This window comes from Micromonospora sp. DT15, assembly GCF_049841475.1.
Classification (GTDB): Bacteria; Actinomycetota; Actinomycetes; order Mycobacteriales; family Micromonosporaceae; genus Micromonospora.
On record NZ_JBNCKJ010000012.1, the window covers coordinates 219347 to 238454 of the forward strand.

Genomic DNA, 19108 nt, shown 5'->3' on the forward strand with positions numbered 1-19108 from the left:
TTGATTGCGTGCATCCTGTTGGGCTGGGCGAGCCCGAGGAGGCATAGTGCCGGACCCCGTGTCCCCGACAAGTCCTACCGTCAGACGTCTGACCCAAGGTCTCGTGGCGCACCTGCTCGCGCAGGTCAAGAGCAGCGAGCGGCCGAATCGCGACGCGATCGACGAGGCCAACGCCTACTGGTTTCGTAGGCTGCCGCAAGGCAACGCGCGTTCCCGCGGACCGGTCATCATGCAGGTCGCCTACCCTCCGCCACCGGAACCACCTGTACCCCCAACAGCGCTTCGTGACCTGCTAGACGGTACGGAGTACGGCAATGCCGAAGGCCCGCCACTCCAGCTCGTGACGAACGACAGTGGGCGTGCAGCGACAGGTCCGGCAATCTCCGATTCCCTTCGGCGGGAGTACGAGGACTGGCTCGCCGTGTGGACGAAGTGGGCCGAGCAGGAGCGCTGCGTGGGGGAGCAGCGCGCCACCTACACCTACCTGGAGCGACTTCAGCGCCTGGCACAGCAACGCGGCGATGCCGAGGAGCTTGTGCTGGGTGTCGGTCTCCTTACCTCCAGCGCCGCTGGCCGCTGGGCTATTCGGCGGCACCTGCTGGTCTGGAACGCGGCCATCGTTGAGGACCCGGCGACCGACAGCCTGCAGGTCGCCTTGTCCCTCGACCAGCGGATGAAGATCGAGGATCAGGACTTTCTCACGTCACAGGACGGATACCGCGCCAAACCCTTCGAATTACCTTGGTTCGATACGGGAACGCAGCTGCACCCCTTTTCGCCGGAGGTGGTGCGCCTACTGCAACTCTGGCGGCGCCGTTGCTGGGACCGTGCTCTCCACCTTGCTGACGACCGGTGGGAACCTCCGCTCCTCGACGAGGCCGACACGACACGGCTGACCCTCGCCCCAGCCCTGTTCCTCCGCCGCCGTGACCGCAAGGGACTGGAGCGGGTCTACCGCACCATCGCTGCCAGCCTTGAGGACGCGGAATCTCCTACCCCCCTCGGGCTGGCGCAACTCGTGACCCCGATCGAGGCAACGGAACGCTGCAATTGGCTCAAGGGCGCGGGACGGGATCGCCCGGTCAACAGCGACGACCCGCTGTTTCCTCTCGCCAGTAACCGAGAGCAGCGCAGGGTGCTGGCCAAGCTCAGCGACGACACGACCGTCGTCGTGCAGGGCCCACCAGGCACGGGCAAGACACACACGATCGCCAACCTCATCTGCGCGCTGCTCGCCGACGGCCAGAGGCTGCTCATCACGAGCCAGAAGGACCAAGCGCTGCGCGTGCTCCGCGAGAAGTTACCCGAGTCGGTGCGGCAACTGTGTGTACTCATGACGGGCATGCAACGGACAGGAACAGACGAACTCGACCGCAGCATCACCGCGCTATCGGAGCTGTCCTCCACGATCACCGTCGACGAGCTACGTAGCGACATCACCCAACTTCGGCAACAGCGCGCCAGCCTGAGCGCTCAGCTCGACCAGACGATCCGGGGTTTGGGCGTGATCCGCGAACAGGAGTACACGATTCACCCGCCGATCGCCGCTGGCTACGGCGGCACGCTCGCGCAAATCGTCGAACAAATCAACGCCGGCCGCGATCAGCACGGCTGGATCGAACCCCTACCCACCGGCGCCTGCGGGGATGCGCCCCTGTCGAACGACCAGGCCCAACAGTTGTGGCAGCTTCTCACCTCCGCCACACCAGAACGCGCCGCACGAGCCCAGCAGTTCATTCCCGACCCCGACCAGGTTCCACACGCCGCGGACGTCGCCGCCACGATCGCCACCATCGCTCACGCTGAGCGGATCCTCGGCGCCGACCACACCGCCACCGCCTGGTCACTCACCACCCTCGATGACGCCACCCTTGCTGAAATTCAGCGCCACGTCGCGGTTGCCACCGATGCCCTGGCATCCTGCGGCCTACCCGACGCGATCACGGACTGGGACCCCGCAGACTGGCGACGCAGAGCCGCCGAAGCGCTCCTAACCCGGCAAAGCCCGGCCTACTGGGAGGCCCTATTCGCCGAACTGCGAGAGGTGGAGCCCCACGTACGTGCCCTCACGGCGCTCAACGACTGCGACATCGACCTGGGCGCCACACCCCTCACCGCAGCCCACCTCAGCCGCCTCTCGGGCCAGGCCAAGCGTCTGCGTAGGCACCTGGCCAATGGCCGACGCCTACGCCGCTACCTGCCCCCACGAGCCCAGCTCGACGCCACGGACCTACTGCAAAGCTGCACGGTTGACGGCGCCCCGCCCGCCACCACCTCAGAACTGACCGCACTGTCGACCTTCCTTCAGGCCGAAACAGCCGTCACCACGGCTCTGGAAGCATGGGCCCAGGTCGGCGTTCCGACGTTCCACGGGCCGCTACGCCGTCGAGTCGCACATCTCCACGACATCTCACACAACGCCTCGGCCCTGCGCACGCTCGCCGCCGTGCGGGACACAGTGGAGCGCCTTCTCCGCAGCCACGGAATCCGCTTCGCAGTCCGCAGCCCGCAAGATTGGGACCTCCTCGTCCGCATTGGCCACAACCGAACGACTATCACCGGGGCACGGCAGGCGTCCGAAGCCATCACTGAGCTCACCAACAGAATGCAGACATGGCGCCGGAACCCAGACGTCGCCCCCGAAGCCGCCGAGCTCAGCGTTGCTCTCGGAAGCAGCGACATCGACCGTTACGCGGCCGCCCGCCGACAGCTTGATCTGGCCAGGAGCGACAAGGACTCGCAACAGCGCTGCGAACAGCTGCTCCAGAGACTCTCCGCCGCCCACCCGGCACTCGCCACCCAGATCAGCGAGAACCTCAACGATCCGACCTGGGGACACCGTCTCCACGACCTCGAAGCGTCGTGGGCCTGGAGCGCAGCAGCGGCCTACCGCCAGATGATCCGGCCAACGGATACCGAGCAGATCCACGAGCAGCGCATCGGCGATGTTGAACTAGAACTCAACCGCGTGACCGCAGAGCTAGCTGGTAAACAGGCTCTGCAACACTGCCTGGAACATATAACGGAAGAACAGCGTCAAGCTCTCCAGTCCTACAAGACCAACATGGGCGCCTACGGCCGAGGGCAGGGCAAGAACAAGGACCGGTACCTCACCGCAGCGTTCGAGGCGATGAAGAACGCCCAGCAGGCCGTCCCCGCCTGGGTCATGCCCCTATCAGCCGTGATCGACACCATCACGCCACGACCCAACGCCTTTGACGTCGTCATCGTCGATGAAGCCAGCCAAGCCAGCGTCGACAACCTCTTCCTTTTGTGGCTGGCACCACGAGTCATCGTCGTCGGCGACGAGAAGCAGTGCGCACCCGGTGCCAACTACCGAAACAACGACTCCGAGGCCGTGCAAGAGAGCCTAGACCGGCACCTAGCCGACATGGCCTTGAACCTGCGCAACGGTTTCCTCCCCACCTCGAATCTCTACGAACTCCTCGCCACCCGCTTCTCCGATGTCGTTCGACTCTCCGAACACTTCCGATGCATGCCCGAAATCATCGGATGGTCCTCTGCGCAGTTCTACGACGGCAGACTTATCCCACTTCGTCAGTTCGGGGCCGACCGCCTCGACCCCCTCAGAGTCGTGCAGGTCAACGACGCCATGGAAGAGGGACAACGGGCAACCCTGCGCAACCAGGTCGAAGCCAGCGCCATCATCGATCACGTTCAAAAGATCATCGACGATCCGATGTGCCGCAACAAGACCATCGGTATCATCGCGCTACAGAGCGGCAAACAGACTCAGATCCTTGAGAAGCTGCTCTACGAGCGCATCGACCCGGCCGACATACGCCACCGACAAATTCGAGTTGGCCAACCCCCCGACTTCCAAGGCGACGAACGCGACATCGTCCTGCTGTCCATGGTTGTGACGAAGGCCAGAACGGCTCTCACCGGCCGCACCGAGCAGCGTCGGTACAACGTCGCGGCCAGTCGCGCCCGTGACCAACTCTGGCTGTTCACCTCGGTGCCCCCTAACAGCCTGAATCCCACCGACCTTCGCCACTCCCTGCTGACCTACATGCTCCACCCTCCGGCGACCTTTACGGTCGATCCCGAGCTCGATGACGTCACCCCCGACACCCGCACCGAACCCTTCGCCTGCCTGCTGCAGCAACGCGTCTTCCTGGAGCTGCGGCGCCGCGGCTACGCCGTAGTCCCGCACTACCCCGTCGACCATCGAGCCATCGATCTTGTCGTCGTCGGCGACAACGGCCGGCTGGCCGTCGAGTGCGACACACCGTCGCGGTACCGACAACCCGAGCAGGTCCAGCAGGAACTACACCGCGAGCGAGAACTACGCCGAGCCGGTTGGCAGTTCATTCGCATCCGGGACAGCGAATACCTGCACGACCCCGCTGCCGCCCTCGAGCCACTCTGGCAGCAACTACAGCAACGAGGCATCGAACCCCGTTCACTGCCCGCAGCACCACGCCAGCAGCCACGTTGGAGACCCACAACGCTGTCCGATGACGAAGACGACCTCTAGGAGACCTGCGTGCTCGAGAGTATCGACGACAACACCCTCGATGAGATCGCCCGAATCGCTTGTGGCGGCGACGACTACCCCGTGTATCGACGTGGGGCCGAGCTGCCCAAGCTTCTCCAACAAGCCGGCTGGGAGAACGTCGCGCCCTACAACGGCGAACAGCGCCGAAGCTGGCTCACCAACCAGCTCCGTCAACGTCGAGACGCACCCGGAGCCATCGACGCGCTCGTCTGCCGCCTTGCCGACCGACGTGAGTACGTTCATCGCAACGAGCCCTTGGCCGCCGCCGAGGTCACCGAGCTACTCAACAGCATCCTCGCCATCGAAGGCTTCGAGATCGCACACAGCCAGGGGCGACCCGTCATCCGGCCCTACAAGCAGCCAGAGGACCAAGAGCAACAGTCACCAGACGTCATGCTCCACGTGGCCATGGCAGACATCGTCCGCGACGCCGACCTCGCGATCGTCCTTGAAAGTCGGCTCAACGAGGCACGAATCTGCGACCGCAACGGTGCCTACGCCAGCGCGATCATCATGCTCGGCAGCCTTCTGGAAGGCGTTCTCCTCGACGCCGTCAAGGCCCGCACGCCCAACGCACAAAAGCCTCTCGACAAGTGGACCCTGCATGAGCTGATCGAGACCGCCCACCATGAAAAGTGGATACAAGCCGACGTCCGCGGTTTTGCTGGAAAACTCCGCGAATACCGCAACCTCGTGCATCCCAACGCCCAGGTGAAGATCGGCCATGCTCCAGACCGCGATACTCTCAGCATGTGTTGGCCCGTGATCAACGCAGCCCTTAACGACTTGGCGGCCACCGCAACATGACACCGAGGCTGCGGCTGGCCGCTCGACGTACTCGACATGCCTAAAGAGATCCCGTGCGCCAGCGGGCCCCAGCCGTCGTCGGCCGGCTGACCAGCGCAGATATCGAACGAGGGCGGTGAACCTCGTGCACTGAGCGCCGAAGAATCCGACCGCTACGGCTGCCGGCACGTCGACCGGCTGAAGCGTGCCAAAGGCAGAAATGCTTAGCGGCGGCTCGCCGACGCCTGATTGAAGGTCAGGTCAGCCCGCCTGACCACCGACGTCCCGGACGGCATCCGCCTCGAATTGACTCACGACGTCCCGTTCCGCCATTGGCGCCGACTCGCCTCGCTGATCTGCGCCAACGAGGAGGGCCTGCACCGTCACCCGGCTCGAGCACCGCGCGACAGCATGGCAAGCGGACCCGCACACAGACGACCTCTTGCCCGGCCGAACGCTTGCAGACGCCTCGCGCTCGCCGCCGAGACACCGCTCTCCACCACAGCCCGACGTCTGCTCGACGCCTCCAAAGAGTTCGATCACCAGAACCGCGTCCGACAGTCCGGGCGAAATCGCCGAGTTGGCGCAACAGTTGCGCCGGCAGGACCCCGAACTGGCCGTGGCGCTGGCCCACCGCGCTACACGAGTTGCCAACCACTCCTGCAGTCATTGCATCGCAACGAATTTGGGCGGGTTGGGACCGCCGACCACGCCAGCTACCCCCGAGACCGCCTCAACAGCTAAGACCGGCCGTGAACTTGACAGACCTTGATGAGCCGCGACGATGTTGTGGCATCGGCGGCGAATTGGCCTGCTTCGGACAGAGCACTCTGCAGGTGTATCAGCCGCTCGGGCTCTTCAACAAGGTTGACGCTGCCGTCGAACCCGTGCACGAAAGCGAGGGTGCCGTGGTCGCCGATCGTCATCATTGCGAATGATGGTGCGGCGACGAACCGTGCAGCGGCGGTGCCGGGGATGACGCGGACCGATGGTGACTCCAGCAACCGCCCTAGTTGGCCGGCTAGGACCGACGATCCGCCGACTTGGCGGTGCAGGACCGCCTCCTGGATCAGAAATTTCGTCTGGACGCGTCCGGCGCGACGTGCCAGCCACTCCTGACGTTGGATGATCGACGTGGCAACATCGTCGGCCACAAGTTGGCTAGCGAATTGTAGGGGTGCGAGATAGGCCGCATACTCACGGGTTTGCAGAAGGTCAGGAATCCATGTCGCTGCGTAAACGTCGATGACGGTCGCGGACCGTTCAAAGTGGGCGACCTGCTCGAACACCGCACGCACCGAGGGTGGCATTTGGAAGATCCGCCGATCCTGCCGGGACCGTGCGATCAACACGAGTTGCCGAAGCTCGTCAACCTGAGCCTGATAGTTGACGAGATAGACGGCAAGCAGCGCACGCATGTCATTGACGCTGACACCGATCGCACCGCTCTCGATCCGTATGACCTTGGACAAGGACCAGTCCATCTTCTTAGCCACCTGCTCCTGCGTGAGCATGCGTTGCTCGCGCAGACGGCGTAGGCGGGTGCGTAGAAGCCAACGCGCCACCGCAGGCGTTGGCTCCTCCACGTCCGTGGCGTCCGGAGCAGGGTGGCGGCGATCGGGCATCATGGAAGACATGGTCGACCGTTCCGGCAACAAGCGCACTCGCCGCATTGATGCTTCGGCGTTGGTGCGTGCCGTGACGGTCGCCGGCGGAACCGCAACGGTCGGGCTCGCCACCGCCGACGAGCAGCTGTCGACCGCCCAGGTCTGCTGGCTCGTGCTCGGCGCGATCCTCGCGACGGCCGGCACATCGCGCTCGAACAACTCGGGCACAGTAAAAAAAATCGCCCAAGGCTGCTAGCTGGCAGACTGCGTTAGGCCGTTTGGGTAACGCTCACGACTTGATCCGGACCGGCCCAGGTGCGCCCAGCGGTGGCGGCGGCGCTCCCTTGTTACCCCAGCCGACGCTGCCGTAGATCCCCTCGTCGACGTAGCCGACCCACACCTGCCCGCTGCTGGTGGTGACACCATGCTCGATTCCGTTGCCCAGCGAACCATCTGATACCAGAACTAAGTACTGTCAAGCATCGCTAATGTCTCACTGAGTCCACTCGATGACTGCAGGCATGTGTACGGTTATGCGGTCAGTTTTGAGCCAACCCTGGCCGTGCCGTAATCTATAAGCATGTGTGCACCCGAAATGGAGCACAGATGATACGTACAAGAGTTCGAATCCCCCCTCGGACACGTTATCTCCACACGAACTGTGATGGTTGTTCGTGTTTTGCGTGATCCCCGTCCCGTTGGGCGGGGATTTTTGCTGTCCTGGCGAGGAAGCTCCCCGCCGCGGTGAGCGGGTAGATCGCGGTTTCGGCTTCGATGGTCCACGCGTGGTGGTCACACACAATGATCATGTTGTGGTGCGTAAGTAGGCGGCAAGCTTTTCTGGGTCGGGGCTGCGCAGTGCGGGATGGCGACGGTGTAGCCCGCGGTCGTGTCGGATGCGGTCGAGCAGGTGGTCTTCCCGGATGTAGAGGATCTTCGGTTGGGCGAAGGTCCTGGTGCGGGTGCTCGTGTGTCCGTGTCGGCATCGGTAGCCGGGTCGGCCGTGGACCCAGCGCCAGGAAGCTCATGGACCGGTCAGCCACTGTCGAAGTCGGTCGCGATATCGCTCAATGCGATCCGGTTTGGCTCGCCGGTCTTGGTGATGAGGCTGGAGACGTGCCGCTCCACCGTGCGCGGTGACAGGTGTAGTCGCTCGGCTATTTCGCGATTGCTCAGTCGGCCGGTGAGCAGCTGCAGCACCTCCCACTCCCGTACCGTCACGCCCGCCGCCCGCAGCTCGGGTGGGATCTCTGCGGCACCGCGGCGACGTTGGGTGACCCGCGCGCCAGCTTGGCGCAGCAGCGTGCGACACGCCCCGGCGACCGGCGTCACCTTCGCCTGGTGGAAGTAGTTCTCGGCGGCACGCAGCCACTCCACGGGGGTGCCCCAGCCATCGGCGAGCGCCGACTCGGCGACCAGCCGCAGGGCGAGGTGTCGCCCCATCGCGTACAGCGCGCCGACCTCCATGGCCTCGGCCAGGGTGGCGGTCGCGGCGTCGTGCTGACCCGCGCGGCCAAGCAGGACCGCCCGGGCGAAGAGAGCGAACTGCCGGTCCCACCGGAGCTGGCTCGCCGGTGTGCCGACGATCGCCTCGTACGCCGAAAAGCTGACCTCGCCGGCCATCGCCCGCAACAGCAACTGGAGGCCGAGCCGTCCACCCAGGTGGAACACGGTCGGGTTCGTCTCATCCGCCCGTACCGCCAGGGACAGCTCGTCCAGCGCCCGCGGGCGGTTCTCCTCCAGCAGCGCGCAGAACGTGCCGGCCAGCCCGTGGACCCGCTGTGTGTGCAGGCTCTCGTCACCGCCCCAGCGCCGGAACTCGGCGAGCGCGTCCTGCATCTCCACCCGCCGGCCCTGGTGGGCGGCGAGCACCGCGCTGAGCAGCAGCACGTACTGGGTGGTCTCCATCAGCTTCAGGCGGGTCGTCGCGGTGAGGACCTGGTCGATCAGGTTCTGTGCGGCCGGGTACTCGCCGCGCATGATCAGGTGCAGCGCGATGCTCGCCTCGGCCTGCTGGCGGGCAGTCACCGCCCCGGCTCGCAGCGCTCGTTCCCGGGCTTGTTCCAGCCGGTCCAGTGTGCCGTGCAGCAACGCGTCGTCGTTGCCGAGCCGAATCAGCGCGTGGACCTCCCAGATCGGCAGGCCGTGCTCGGCGGCGATGGACCGGGCCTGCTCCAAGCAGCGGGTAGCCTCGGCCGGGTCGCGATGCCGGACGAGCGCACCGAGCAACTGCCAGGCCTGACAGGCCACCACCGGCAGCGGCACGGCGGCGCCGACCGTGGCGGCCCGGCGGGCCAGGGTCTCGGCGACCTCCATCTGGTCCCGCCCCGGCGTGTCCAGGGCCAGGTGTGCGGCGACGACGTCGATCGGAGCTGCGTCCTCCGCCGCGGGGTCCGGGCCGAGCAGCTCACGGGCAATCTCCACCTGGGCCAGCGCGTCGGTCAGCTCCCCGGCCAACACCGCGGTCCAGGCCAGCCGGGTGTGCAGCCTGGCCTGCCGTCGAGCGGGGAGACCGGCCACCTGGTCCGGACTGTTGACCAGCTCCAGTGCCCGCCGTACCAGGCCAGCCTCGCCGAGAGCCTGCAGGAGCGTCTCCAGGGTGTCGGCGCGGGCCTCGGCCGGCCCGTCGGCCTGGAGCTCCCAAGCCCTGTCGAGGAGGGCGACGGCCGAGGTGGCGGCACCCTGCGCGAGGGCCCTCCGGCCAGCTTCGGCAAAGAGCCGACCGGCCAACAGGGCGTCGCCGGTCTCGACGCGCAGGGTGGCGGAGATCTGGCACCACTCACCGGGCAACTCCGGGTGGACCTTCGCGACGGCCTCGGCGACGGTGTGGGCCAACTCCCGCCGGGTGGCCGGCTCGACCAGGGCGAGCAGCGACTCGCGGGTGACGCGGTGCCGGAAGGTGTACCAGTCTGTCAACTGGTCGTCCGGTGCCACCAGCTGGGCGACGATGTCGCCGTGCAGATGGTTGAACAGGTCGCGGTCGCTGAGCCCTGTCGCCGACTGCACCACGGCCACCGAGAAGCGTTGCCCGATCAGGGCGCCGCAGGACAGCAGCTCCCGGGCCTGCGGGCTCAGCTTCTCGATCCGGTGCGCCATGCTTCTGGCGAAGGCGGTGGGCAGCGTGGTGGGCGCCTCTGGAGTGACGAGCCACCCCTGTGGACCGTGCCGGAGCAATCCGTTCTCCACCATCGCCGCGAGGATCTCCTCGATGAGGAACGGGTTGCCGCCGCTGCCGCCCCAGAGCAGCTCGGCCGCGGCCGTGGGCAGCTCATCGGCCGCCACGCCGAGGCATGCCCCAGCCATGGCGCGCAGGTCCTCGGGCCCGAGACCGCCCAACTCGATCACGGTGCACCGGCCGCGGCGGGCTGCTGCCCGAGCGACCTCCAGCGCGGGGGAGTCGTCCGCCCGGAGGACGCCGACCAGCAGGGTGGGCTGCTGGTCGAGGTTGTCGATCAGGTATTCGACCACCATGAGCGTCTCGGCGTCGGCGTCCTGGAGATCGTCCAGGACCATCAGGCACCCGCGGTCCTGGCCGGCGAGACCGGTCAGCCGGAGCACCGCCTCGGCCAGGATCACCACCGATCCGGTCTCCTGGTCGGCGAGAGGGGTGCCCCAGTCGGGCACCAACCGGCCGAGGATCGGCCCGTACGGGCCGAGCGCCGCGACGTCCACGGTGGACGATCTGAGCAGGGAGAGCACCGCCTCGGTGAGCGGGCGCAGCGGCACTCCGGTGCCGAGTGCGCTGGCCCGCCCCCGCAGCAGACTCATTTCGGCGGTGTAGGCGGACTCGGCGGCCGCCGCGGCGAGCCGCGACTTGCCGACGCCGGCCTCTCCGACGATGAAGACCGCGCCCCCGCGCCCGACGCGGGCAGCCTCGATCATGCCGATCAGCACACCGAATTCCGCATCTCGGCCGACCAGGACGCGTGATCGTTGCACGGCGGCAACGATAGCGAGGCACTTCATCGATGACCAGGGTCAGACAGCAGGCGCACCGAGCCTGGCGGGATTATCGTCCGACCGGACTGATCGCCGCGCTGACCGGGTGGTTTCCGCCCAGGGTCACAGAGCGAAGGTGGGGCAGCAGGTGGTGAGCGGAGCGGCGGCATCGACGGTTCCGGCGTCGCCAGCGACCAGGTGTCCCACCAGGAGGCCCACCGGGATGGCCAGACCGGCCAGGGCCGCCGTACGCAGGCCGAAGGCCACCATCGGGCTGACCTTTGGCTCCCCGGCGGGGTGCGGGTCCTCAAAGTGGGCGGTCTCGACGGGGGCGGTATCGACGTGGGTGACGTCGGCGGTGAGCTGTTGAGACATCATTGTTCTTCTCTCCTCGTGGTGAACGGGTTGGTGAGCGACAGCCAGTCGGGTCCGGTTGGCTGTGGGGTGGGTTCCAGGAGCAACGCGGACGGAATCCGTGCGGCCAGGGCGGAGCGCAGCAGTCCGTAGCCGATGCCGGCGAGGCCGGTCAGCAGCCCCGGTGTGAGCACTCCCTCGGGTGTGCCGCAGTGGCGCGTCTGCCATTGCAGGGAGTTGAGGAGCAGGGTGGTCCGCTGCCGTAGCGCGGCGGCGGCCGCAGGGCCAGCCGGCCCTGCGGCCAGCACGGTCAGCGCCTCACCGATACCGGACTCGCCGTGGCAGATACTCAGGTCGCGGGACAGTGGCCGAACAGCCAAGCGCCGGACGAGGTGAGCCAGCGCGTCCGGGTCTGTGGTGGGCGAGGTGCCCGCGTCGTGTCGACCGGCGAGGGCGAGTGCCAGGCCGGCGGTGCCGGCACACCACCCGGACGAGCTGGTCGGGGTCTGCCGGGCGTGCCGCAGGGCTCTGTCTGCCGCGTCCGCATGCTGCGGTGAGCCGCCGCCGGCGTCGACGAACCGTTGCAGGGCGTACGCGATGCCGGCCGTGCCATCGGCGAAGCCAGCCGGACTGGCGGGGTGATCGAACGCGGTCGTACCGGCCAGCTGGTCGGCGCAGGTCCGGGCCAGCGCCGCCGCCCGATCGAGACCCAGCTCGGCGTGGATCGATGTCATCGCGGCCAGGCAGCCGGCCCTGCCGGTGGCCCAGTCGTCGGTGGCGGGGCCGGCGACCGCGACCTCGGCGAGTTCGACAGCCGTGTCGACCCACCGACCGATCTCCGGGTCGTCGAGCAGCACGGCCAGCCGAGCCAGCCCGTAGGCCAGTCCGCCGAGGCCGTGCAGCCCGCCACAGCCGATCGCCGTGACCAGCTCCGGGCGATCCGCGAGTAGGCGCAGTAGCCCCGGGGTCGCGGCGACCGCCCGGCGGGCCACGTCGCCGTAACGGGCCACGCCGCTGATGTGAGCGAGCTGGCCGAGGAAGAGCGCCACGCCGAGGTACCCGTTGGCCAGGCCGGCGCCCATCGGGAGCAGCAGCCACTGCCGGTTGTCGACCAGCTCCAGGCCGAGCCAGTTCACGCGGTCCCGGCCTGGTGCGCCCCGGGCCACGATCTGGTCGGCGATCGCGCAGGCTGCCGAGACCAGCCGTTCGGGTGGGGCGGCGGTTCCGTGCGACGCACCCTCCATTGGCGCCTTGTCGCCATGGGCGCCGACCGGCCGGCGGGTGGCCAGGCTGGCCATGATGACCCATTCCTGGTCCTGCCGGTCGGCCTCGCCGAGCCCGGCGATCCGGTCCAGTGCCGCGTCGACGCCGCTGCGGTACAGCGGCACCGCGGTCGGCTCCCCGTCGGCCGCCAGCTGGGGGCTGTCGGCCCGGGCGTGGAAGTACGGCACGTCGCCGCGCCACAGGGCCGCGATCTCGTGGCGGGCGAACATTGGGTCGCCGGGCAGTGTGGTCCGGCCGCAGAGCCGCCCGAGGAACCGGTCCCGGTCCAGACCGTCGCGCAGCAGGCTCGGATGGGTGGCCTCGTCGAGCAGCGTCCGGTAGGCCCAGGTGGGCCGCACGACGAGTCGCACCGTCATGGCGGACGACGCCTTGACCAGCTGGGCGAAGTCCCCGCGATGGGCCTCGATTGCTTCGTAGCCGAGCCGGAAACCCGCCAGCATCGCCGCCTCGTGGTCCTCCGGATCGATCACCCGGTCGCCGAGCCGGGGCCGGTTCGAGGCACCGTCGAAGGTGGACGCGCGACGTACCAGGCGCATCTGGTCTGTGCCTGGGTCCGCCCAGTCGATCCGACTGACCGGGCTCTGCCGTCCCTCGTCGCCGCCGGCGCCGGACAGGTCCATGATGCCCTGCTCACCGACGACGATCAGCGGCAGCAACGCGGTTCGGTGCACCGAGGCGGCGAGCAGGTCGGCGGCTGGATCGCCGCTCTCGGATGCCGGTCGCCAACTGGGGCTGAACAACGTCTCGGCGTCGATGGCCACGGGGTCCTCGCCGCTGGCGATCACGTTCTCGTAGTGCAGATCGGTGGTGTTGAGCGCGTGGGCGAGCGCCAGCAGCGCACCCTGTCGTCGATAGAAGCGGTCCGCGCCGTCCGGGTCGGCCAGCGGTGCCGCGGTCACGAACTCGGTCCAGCCGTACTCCGGACGGACCAGGCAGGCGGCCGCCCGCATGCCGACGCTGGGCACCATCCGGTTCATCCAGCCGACGAAGGCCGCCAGCCGGTCGTCGTGGGTGAGATCCCGGGGCTTGTAGACCAACCGCCGGCCGTCGGCGAACCGGACCACGGTGGTGGTCCGGCCGGCCCGGTGCGGGTCACCCCGCCCGTCGTCGACGGCCACCAGTGGGCCGGGGTCCACGCCGCCCAGGAGGTTGTCGACCAGGCAGTCCCGGTCAGCGGTGTACCGGGCGAGCAGCTCCAGCATCGCGTCGGTGGCGTGCGCGGTGGCCTGCCCGAGCAGCCTGGCCAGGACCGGAAGATCGGTGAACAGCGCAGCCAGCCCTGCCGGGGTGGCAAGCTGGCGGACGAAGCCGATGAATCGGGCGCGACTGTCGGCACCCTGGAGGAGGCCGGCGATCCTGCGGCGGTGCAGCTCCTCGACGAAGGTACGGGCGGCCAGCGCGGCCAGACGCCGTTCCAGGGTGGCCCCCAACGCGGCGTCCAGCGCGCCCAGGTCGACCTGGGCGTCGGTCACCGGGCCGGAGCCCCGGCGGAAGCGAGCCCTCGCCTGGTCGACCAACGGGCGCAACGGTAGGGCGAACGCCGCCCTCCAGTCCGCTGGGACCGGCACCGACGGAGGCGGTGCGGCGGCGTGCACCGCGGACTCGATCAGGACCGCCCAGGGCGGTGGGTCGACTCGCGCGGCGAGGTGCTCGTCGTCCTCGGCGAGGAAGGTGAGCAACCGGTCCTCGTCGACGCCCAGCTCGCCCAGCCGGACGTCCAGCTCCGGCCCACGGTCGGCCCGCCACAGATCCAGCCGCGACCGTGCGTGCCCGAACCGCTCGCTGTCCACCGGGTCGGTGCCGCCGCCGGCGGTCACCCGCTCGTGCAGCGCCAGGCCCCGCGCCCACCAGCCCCGGCGGAGTCGGGGCGACTCGGCCGGAGCGAGGCTGGGTGGGCCGTCGACGTCTGTGGTGTTCATCGAGTTGAGGGTGCCAAGCGACGACGGGTATCTCATGCGTGGGATCCACCCAAATTCTTGTCGGTCCGGCTGGTCGCCGCAGTTCGCGCACTGTCCGGTGCGGTCCGGACGACTGTCGGTGATGACCGCCCGGAGGGAGCCGGTGTCGGTGGGGTGGCGACAACACGCGGGTGCGGACGACGGAACTTGGGTGGCGGGCACAGATGTGTCGATGCGCGGCGGTGGTCGACTCTCCGACTGTTCGTTGGGCTGACCCGATCGGAGCGACTGTGGAGTTTCGCGTACTGGGGCCGGTGAGCGCCTGGCGCGACGGCGGCGAGGTCCCGCTGGACGGCGCCAAGCAGCGCACCGTCCTGGCCGTCCTGTTGCTCGCCCGAGGGCGAACAGTCTCCGACGCGCGTCTCTGCCAGCTGCTGTGGGACGAGAAGCCGCCGGCGACATTCGCCGCCCAGCTCTACAACTACGTCTCCCGGCTGCGGAAGTATCTCGGCGACGAGGTGGAGATCGTCCGGCAGTGGTCCGGGTACCTGCTGCGGATGCGCGACAGCCGACTCGACATCGAGGAGTTCGAACGGCTGGCCGGACTGGGTCGGGACGCACTGCGCTCCGGCCGGCACGAGGAGGCCGCGCGGGACCTGCACGAGGCGCTCGCGTTGTGGAGCGGAGCGACGCTCAGCAACGTCACCGACCACCTCATCGAGGCGGAGTCGCCCCGGATGGCCGAGGTGCGGATGGCGGCCCTGGAGGATCGCATCACGGCCGACCTGATGCTGGGCCGACAGGCCGACCTGGTGGTGGAGCTGAGCGATCTGGTCGCCGCGCAGCCGCTGCACGAGTTGCTGCGCAGCCATCTGATCACGGCGCTGCTGCGATGCGACCGCCAGGCCGACGCACTGGCCGTCTACCACCAGGGCCGGCGGGTCCTCGCCGACGAGTTGGGTGCCGATCCGGGCCTGGCCCTCGCCGAGGCGTACCAGACGGTGCTGGCCGGCCCCGGGACGCCCGACGCCGCTGTCGCACCGCGGCAGGGACCGGGCTGGCGCGACGTCCGACCGGCGATGCTGCCGCCCGGGGCGCAGGACTTCTGCGGCCGGAAGCAGGAGCTGCGGGCGCTGGCCGGGCTGCTCGCCGAGACGTCGCCGTCCGCTCCGCAACGGACGTTGCTGACCGGGATGGCCGGCGTCGGCAAGTCGGCGCTGGCGCTGCGGGCCGCGCACCTGTCCAGCAGCGACTTCCCGGACGGGCAGCTCTACGCCGACCTCGGCGGCACCCGGGGCAACGCCATCGACCCGGGCGACGTGCTGGGCTGGTTCCTCCGGAGCCTCGGCAATGCCGAGGAGGCCATCCCGAGGCGCCTCGACGAACGCGAGTGCCTCTACCGCAGCCAGTTGGCCGGCCGGCGGGTCCTGGTGGTACTCGACAACTCTGCCAGCTATCCGCAGGTCCGCCCGCTGTTGCCCGGTGACCCGTCCTGTCGGGTGATCCTGACCTGTCGTGGCCGCCTCTCCGAGTTGCCCGGTGTCACCCGCGTCGAGGTCGGCATCCTCGACCCGGCGCAGGCGCTGGAGCTGTTCGCCACGATCGTCGGCTTGCCGCGGGTGGCCGCCGAGCTCGGTGCCGCACACCGGATCGTGCAGCTGTGTGGGCGGCTCTCGATCGGCATCCGGGTGGCTGCGGCGCGACTCATCGCTCGGCCGCACTGGTCGCTGCGCTACCTCGCGCAGCGGCTGGCCGACGAACGGTTCCGTCTCAACGAACTACGGCTGGGGACGCTGGACGTGCGGGCCCGCATCGAGGGCAGCTACCAGGAGCTGGAGGTCGAGAGCCAGGTCGCGCTGCGCCGGCTGGCACTGCTGAACACTGCCGACTTCCCGATCGGCGCCGCCGCCCGGGTGCTCGGCGTGACGCCCCGGGTGGGGGAGGAGGTGGCCGAGAGCCTGGTCGACGCACGGCTGCTGGAGATCGCGGGCTCGGACGGTGGGCGGCGGCAGCGACACCGCTTCCACGACCTGGTGCGGGTCTTCGCGCGGGAGAAGGCCGACCCGGTGGACCACCGCGTGGTGACCGCCCGATCGGCGTTGCCGGTGTAGCCGCGCCTGCGCCTCCGCGTGCTCCCGGCGTATGGAGAAGATATAGCCGGTGCCAGCACGGTCAGTGCGTGACCATCCTGATCCCGCCCGAGTGCGCGACCAACGCGCGGATCGACCTCGACCACGCCAGCGGGGACGAGATCGTCGGTCGAGTTCGACCCGACCGGGACGACCCGGTCTTCGTCGGGCACTATCCCGGCTTCCCCCTGCTGCCAGGTGTCTACATCGTCGAGTACGTGCACCGCGCCGTCCTCGCGGCGATGCCGTCGGAGATCCTCGCCGAGCTGGTGTCCTGCCGGTTCCTCCGAACGATCGATCTCGACGACGAGCTGGTCATCACCGTCCGGCGCGAGGGCGGGCTACGCCGGGGCACGGTCGCCGTGTCCGGTGTACCGGCCGCCGAGGTGGTGTTGCGTTATCAGGAAGGAAAACCTTGATGCTCGACCGCGACGACATTCGACGGCTCATCCCGCACCGACCGCCGATGCTCCTGGTGGACGGAGTCAGCGAACTGGTACCCCGGAGTCGGCTGGTGGGCAGTTACACGGTGACCGGGACCCGGCCGCTGCCTGCTGTGCTGCTGTTGGAGTCGTGGGGCCAGGCGGCATTGGTGCTGATCAGGCACGACCGGCCGATGGCCACCGTACTGACCGACGGAGTGCCGATCGCGGGTGCATTCGAGGGGATCCGCTTCGGCCGGCCGGTGCTGCCCGGTGAGACGGTCGAGCACCGGGTCGAGCTGATCCGGCTGATCGCCGACACGGGTTTCGTGCGGGGCGAGAGCGTGGTCGGTACCGAGGTGGTCATGCAGGTCGGTCGTCTGGTCGGCGCGGTACGCCCGGCCGCTGCGCTTCGCCCCGCCGTCCCGGCCGGGGTCTCCGACGTCAAGGAGTCGACATGAGTGACATTCGACGACCGGTCGCCCTCGTCAGTGGCGGATCCCGAGGGATCGGTCGGGCCGTGGTCCGGCAGCTCGCCGCAGACGGGTACGACGTGGCTTTCTGTTATCAGAGCAACCGGGAGGCCGCCGAGAAGGTGGCCGCAGAGGCGCTGGAGACCGGTGTCCGGGTGCTGGCCCGGCAGGTGGACGTCGCCGATGCCGCGCAGGTGCGCGACTTCGTCACGGGGGCGGAGCAGGACCTGGGCGAGATCGCGGCACTGGTGACCGTCGCCGGGATCATCCGTGACCGGCCGTTGGCGATGATGGCCGACGAGGACTGGCAGTCGGTGATCGACGTCAACCTCGGGGGTGTCCACAACGTGTGCCGGGCGGCGATCCGCCGGATGATGCGGCGTCGTGGTGGCGCCATCGTCACGGTGTCCTCGGTGGCCGGCATCACCGGCAGCCCGGGCCAGACCAACTACTCGGCCTCGAAGGCCGGCATCATCGGCTTCACGAAGGCGCTGTCGAAGGAGGTCGGCTCGTACGGGATCCGGGTCAACGCCGTGGCCCCGGGCTTCATCGAGACCGACATGCTGAACGACCTGCCGGCCGGCCTGGCCGTGGGCGTCCAGCAGCGCACCGCCCTCGGCCGGCTGGGCCAGGCGGAGGAGATCGCCCCGGTGGTGGCGTTTTTGCTGTCGGAGCGGGCCTCCTACCTGACCGGGCAGGTCGTCACAGTTGACGGTGGTCTGACGTTCTGACCCGCTGCGCCGCGAGCCGGGTCCGCATGGCCTCCAGGCGGACCTGGCTCGCCTGCGTCCGGGCCCGACGCGCCGTGATCCGGGGATAGGCCGTGCCGAGCAGCCGGGTGAGCAGGTCGACCCGTCGCGCGTCCGCCCCGACGATGATCTTCACCCGGTTGCGCCGGACCCCGCGCAGGATGAGCCGTGCGGCCTGCTCGGCCGAGGTCGTCGCCTCGCGGGCGAAGCGCTCCCGGATCCCGCCGTAGCCGAGCCCCTTCGCGGCCCGGGCGTTGCTGAAGATGGCGGTCCGCACCTTGCCCGGGTAGACGCAGCTGACCTTCACCGGCACGTCGCCGACCCGCATCTCCTGCAACACCGCCTCGGTGAAACCCCGGACGGCGAACTTGGCCGCGTTGTACGCGCTCTGCGCAGGTGCCGCGGTCAACCCGTACATGCTGGAGATGTTCACCAGGTGGCCCTGCGAGGCGACGAGTAGCGGCAGAAAAGCCCGGGTGCCGTGCACAACGCCCCAGAAGTCGACGTCCAGCACCCACCGCATGTCGTCCCACTCGGCCTCGGTGATCGAGGCCAACAGAGTCACCCCGGCATTGTTGATCACCAGGTCGGCGCCGCCGAAGTCGGCGCGTACCTCCTTGGCGTGGGCCTGCACCGCCAGCCGGTCGGTGACGTCCAACCGGTAGGTGCGGACCTCGGCTCCCCGCTCGGCGCAGCTCGCCGCGGTCTGCGCCAGGCCCTCCTCCGCCGCGTCGGAGAGGGCCAACCGGGCGCCCTGGGCGGCCAGTTCGACCGCCAGTGCCCGGCCGATGCCCGAACCGGCTCCGGTGACGACCGCGACCTTTGTTCGGAACTCCTCCATGCGCGCTCCCTCGGAATGGGCGTGCCCGCCAGCGGCGACACACGTCCGCCGAACGGTCCGGTGCCGGGCTATCTCTTTTCCATACCGGGCGCGATGTAGAGAAG

Annotated in this window: 12 protein-coding genes; 7 read left to right on the forward strand and 5 right to left on the reverse strand. The window is 68.7% G+C overall.

Going from position 1 to position 19108, the window contains the following annotated elements:
- Positions 1-103: 103 nt before the first annotated feature.
- On the forward strand, positions 104-4501 hold the full coding sequence (locus ACLQ3F_RS25485; RefSeq protein WP_425851853.1) for an AAA domain-containing protein: 4398 nt from the start codon (positions 104-106) through the stop codon (positions 4499-4501).
- Positions 4502-4510: 9 nt separating this feature from the next.
- A complete protein-coding gene (locus tag ACLQ3F_RS25490; RefSeq protein ID WP_425851854.1) occupies positions 4511-5329 on the forward strand; it encodes a hypothetical protein in 819 nt (272 codons plus the stop codon).
- 719 nt (positions 5330-6048) lie between these two features.
- Here ACLQ3F_RS25490 and ACLQ3F_RS25495 read toward each other — a convergent pair.
- Positions 6049-6936, reverse strand: a complete 888-nt coding sequence (locus ACLQ3F_RS25495) for a Scr1 family TA system antitoxin-like transcriptional regulator (protein ID WP_425851856.1) — start codon at positions 6934-6936, stop codon at positions 6049-6051.
- Here ACLQ3F_RS25495 and ACLQ3F_RS25500 point away from each other — a divergent pair.
- Positions 6935-7171 (forward strand): hypothetical protein, encoded by a 237-nt coding sequence (locus tag ACLQ3F_RS25500; RefSeq protein ID WP_393226349.1) that lies wholly within the window; start codon positions 6935-6937, stop codon positions 7169-7171. The genes ACLQ3F_RS25495 and ACLQ3F_RS25500 overlap by 2 nt on opposite strands.
- A gap of 779 nt (positions 7172-7950) precedes the next feature.
- On the opposite strand, the gene ACLQ3F_RS25505 is transcribed toward ACLQ3F_RS25500, so the two are convergent.
- The 3 genes from ACLQ3F_RS25505 to ACLQ3F_RS25515 form a co-directional block, all read right to left on the reverse strand.
- Positions 7951-10854 carry an AAA family ATPase gene (locus ACLQ3F_RS25505; RefSeq protein WP_425851858.1) on the reverse strand — a complete coding sequence of 968 codons (2904 nt, stop codon included), beginning with the start codon at positions 10852-10854 and terminating at the stop codon, positions 7951-7953.
- 123 nt (positions 10855-10977) lie between these two features.
- Positions 10978-11232: a hypothetical protein gene (locus ACLQ3F_RS25510; protein WP_425851860.1), complete on the reverse strand. Its 255-nt coding sequence runs from the start codon at positions 11230-11232 to the stop codon at positions 10978-10980.
- Positions 11229-14411 (reverse strand): type 2 lanthipeptide synthetase LanM family protein, encoded by a 3183-nt coding sequence (locus ACLQ3F_RS25515; RefSeq protein ID WP_425851861.1) that lies wholly within the window; start codon positions 14409-14411, stop codon positions 11229-11231. Before ACLQ3F_RS25515 ends, ACLQ3F_RS25510 begins: the two co-directional genes overlap by 4 nt.
- A 269-nt stretch (positions 14412-14680) precedes the next feature.
- Here ACLQ3F_RS25515 and ACLQ3F_RS25520 point away from each other — a divergent pair, with 269 nt between their 5' ends.
- The 4 genes from ACLQ3F_RS25520 to fabG all read left to right on the forward strand — a co-directional run bounded on the left by ACLQ3F_RS25520 (position 14681) and on the right by fabG (position 18145).
- Complete coding sequence (locus ACLQ3F_RS25520; protein ID WP_425851863.1) at positions 14681-16501, forward strand: BTAD domain-containing putative transcriptional regulator; 1821 nt, start codon at positions 14681-14683, stop codon at positions 16499-16501.
- Between the two features lie 68 nt (positions 16502-16569).
- Positions 16570-16938 carry a hypothetical protein gene (locus ACLQ3F_RS25525; RefSeq protein WP_425851865.1) on the forward strand — a complete coding sequence of 123 codons (369 nt, stop codon included), beginning with the start codon at positions 16570-16572 and terminating at the stop codon, positions 16936-16938.
- Complete coding sequence (locus tag ACLQ3F_RS25530) at positions 16938-17402, forward strand: 3-hydroxyacyl-ACP dehydratase FabZ family protein (RefSeq protein WP_357196495.1); 465 nt, start codon at positions 16938-16940, stop codon at positions 17400-17402. The genes ACLQ3F_RS25525 and ACLQ3F_RS25530 overlap by 1 nt, the downstream gene beginning before the upstream one ends.
- Complete coding sequence (gene fabG / locus ACLQ3F_RS25535; RefSeq protein ID WP_425851866.1) at positions 17399-18145, forward strand: 3-oxoacyl-ACP reductase FabG; 747 nt, start codon at positions 17399-17401, stop codon at positions 18143-18145. Before ACLQ3F_RS25530 ends, fabG begins: the two co-directional genes overlap by 4 nt.
- Here fabG and ACLQ3F_RS25540 read toward each other — a convergent pair.
- A complete protein-coding gene (locus tag ACLQ3F_RS25540; protein WP_425851868.1) occupies positions 18117-19004 on the reverse strand; it encodes an SDR family NAD(P)-dependent oxidoreductase in 888 nt (295 codons plus the stop codon). The genes fabG and ACLQ3F_RS25540 overlap by 29 nt on opposite strands.
- Positions 19005-19108: the final 104 nt, after the last annotated feature.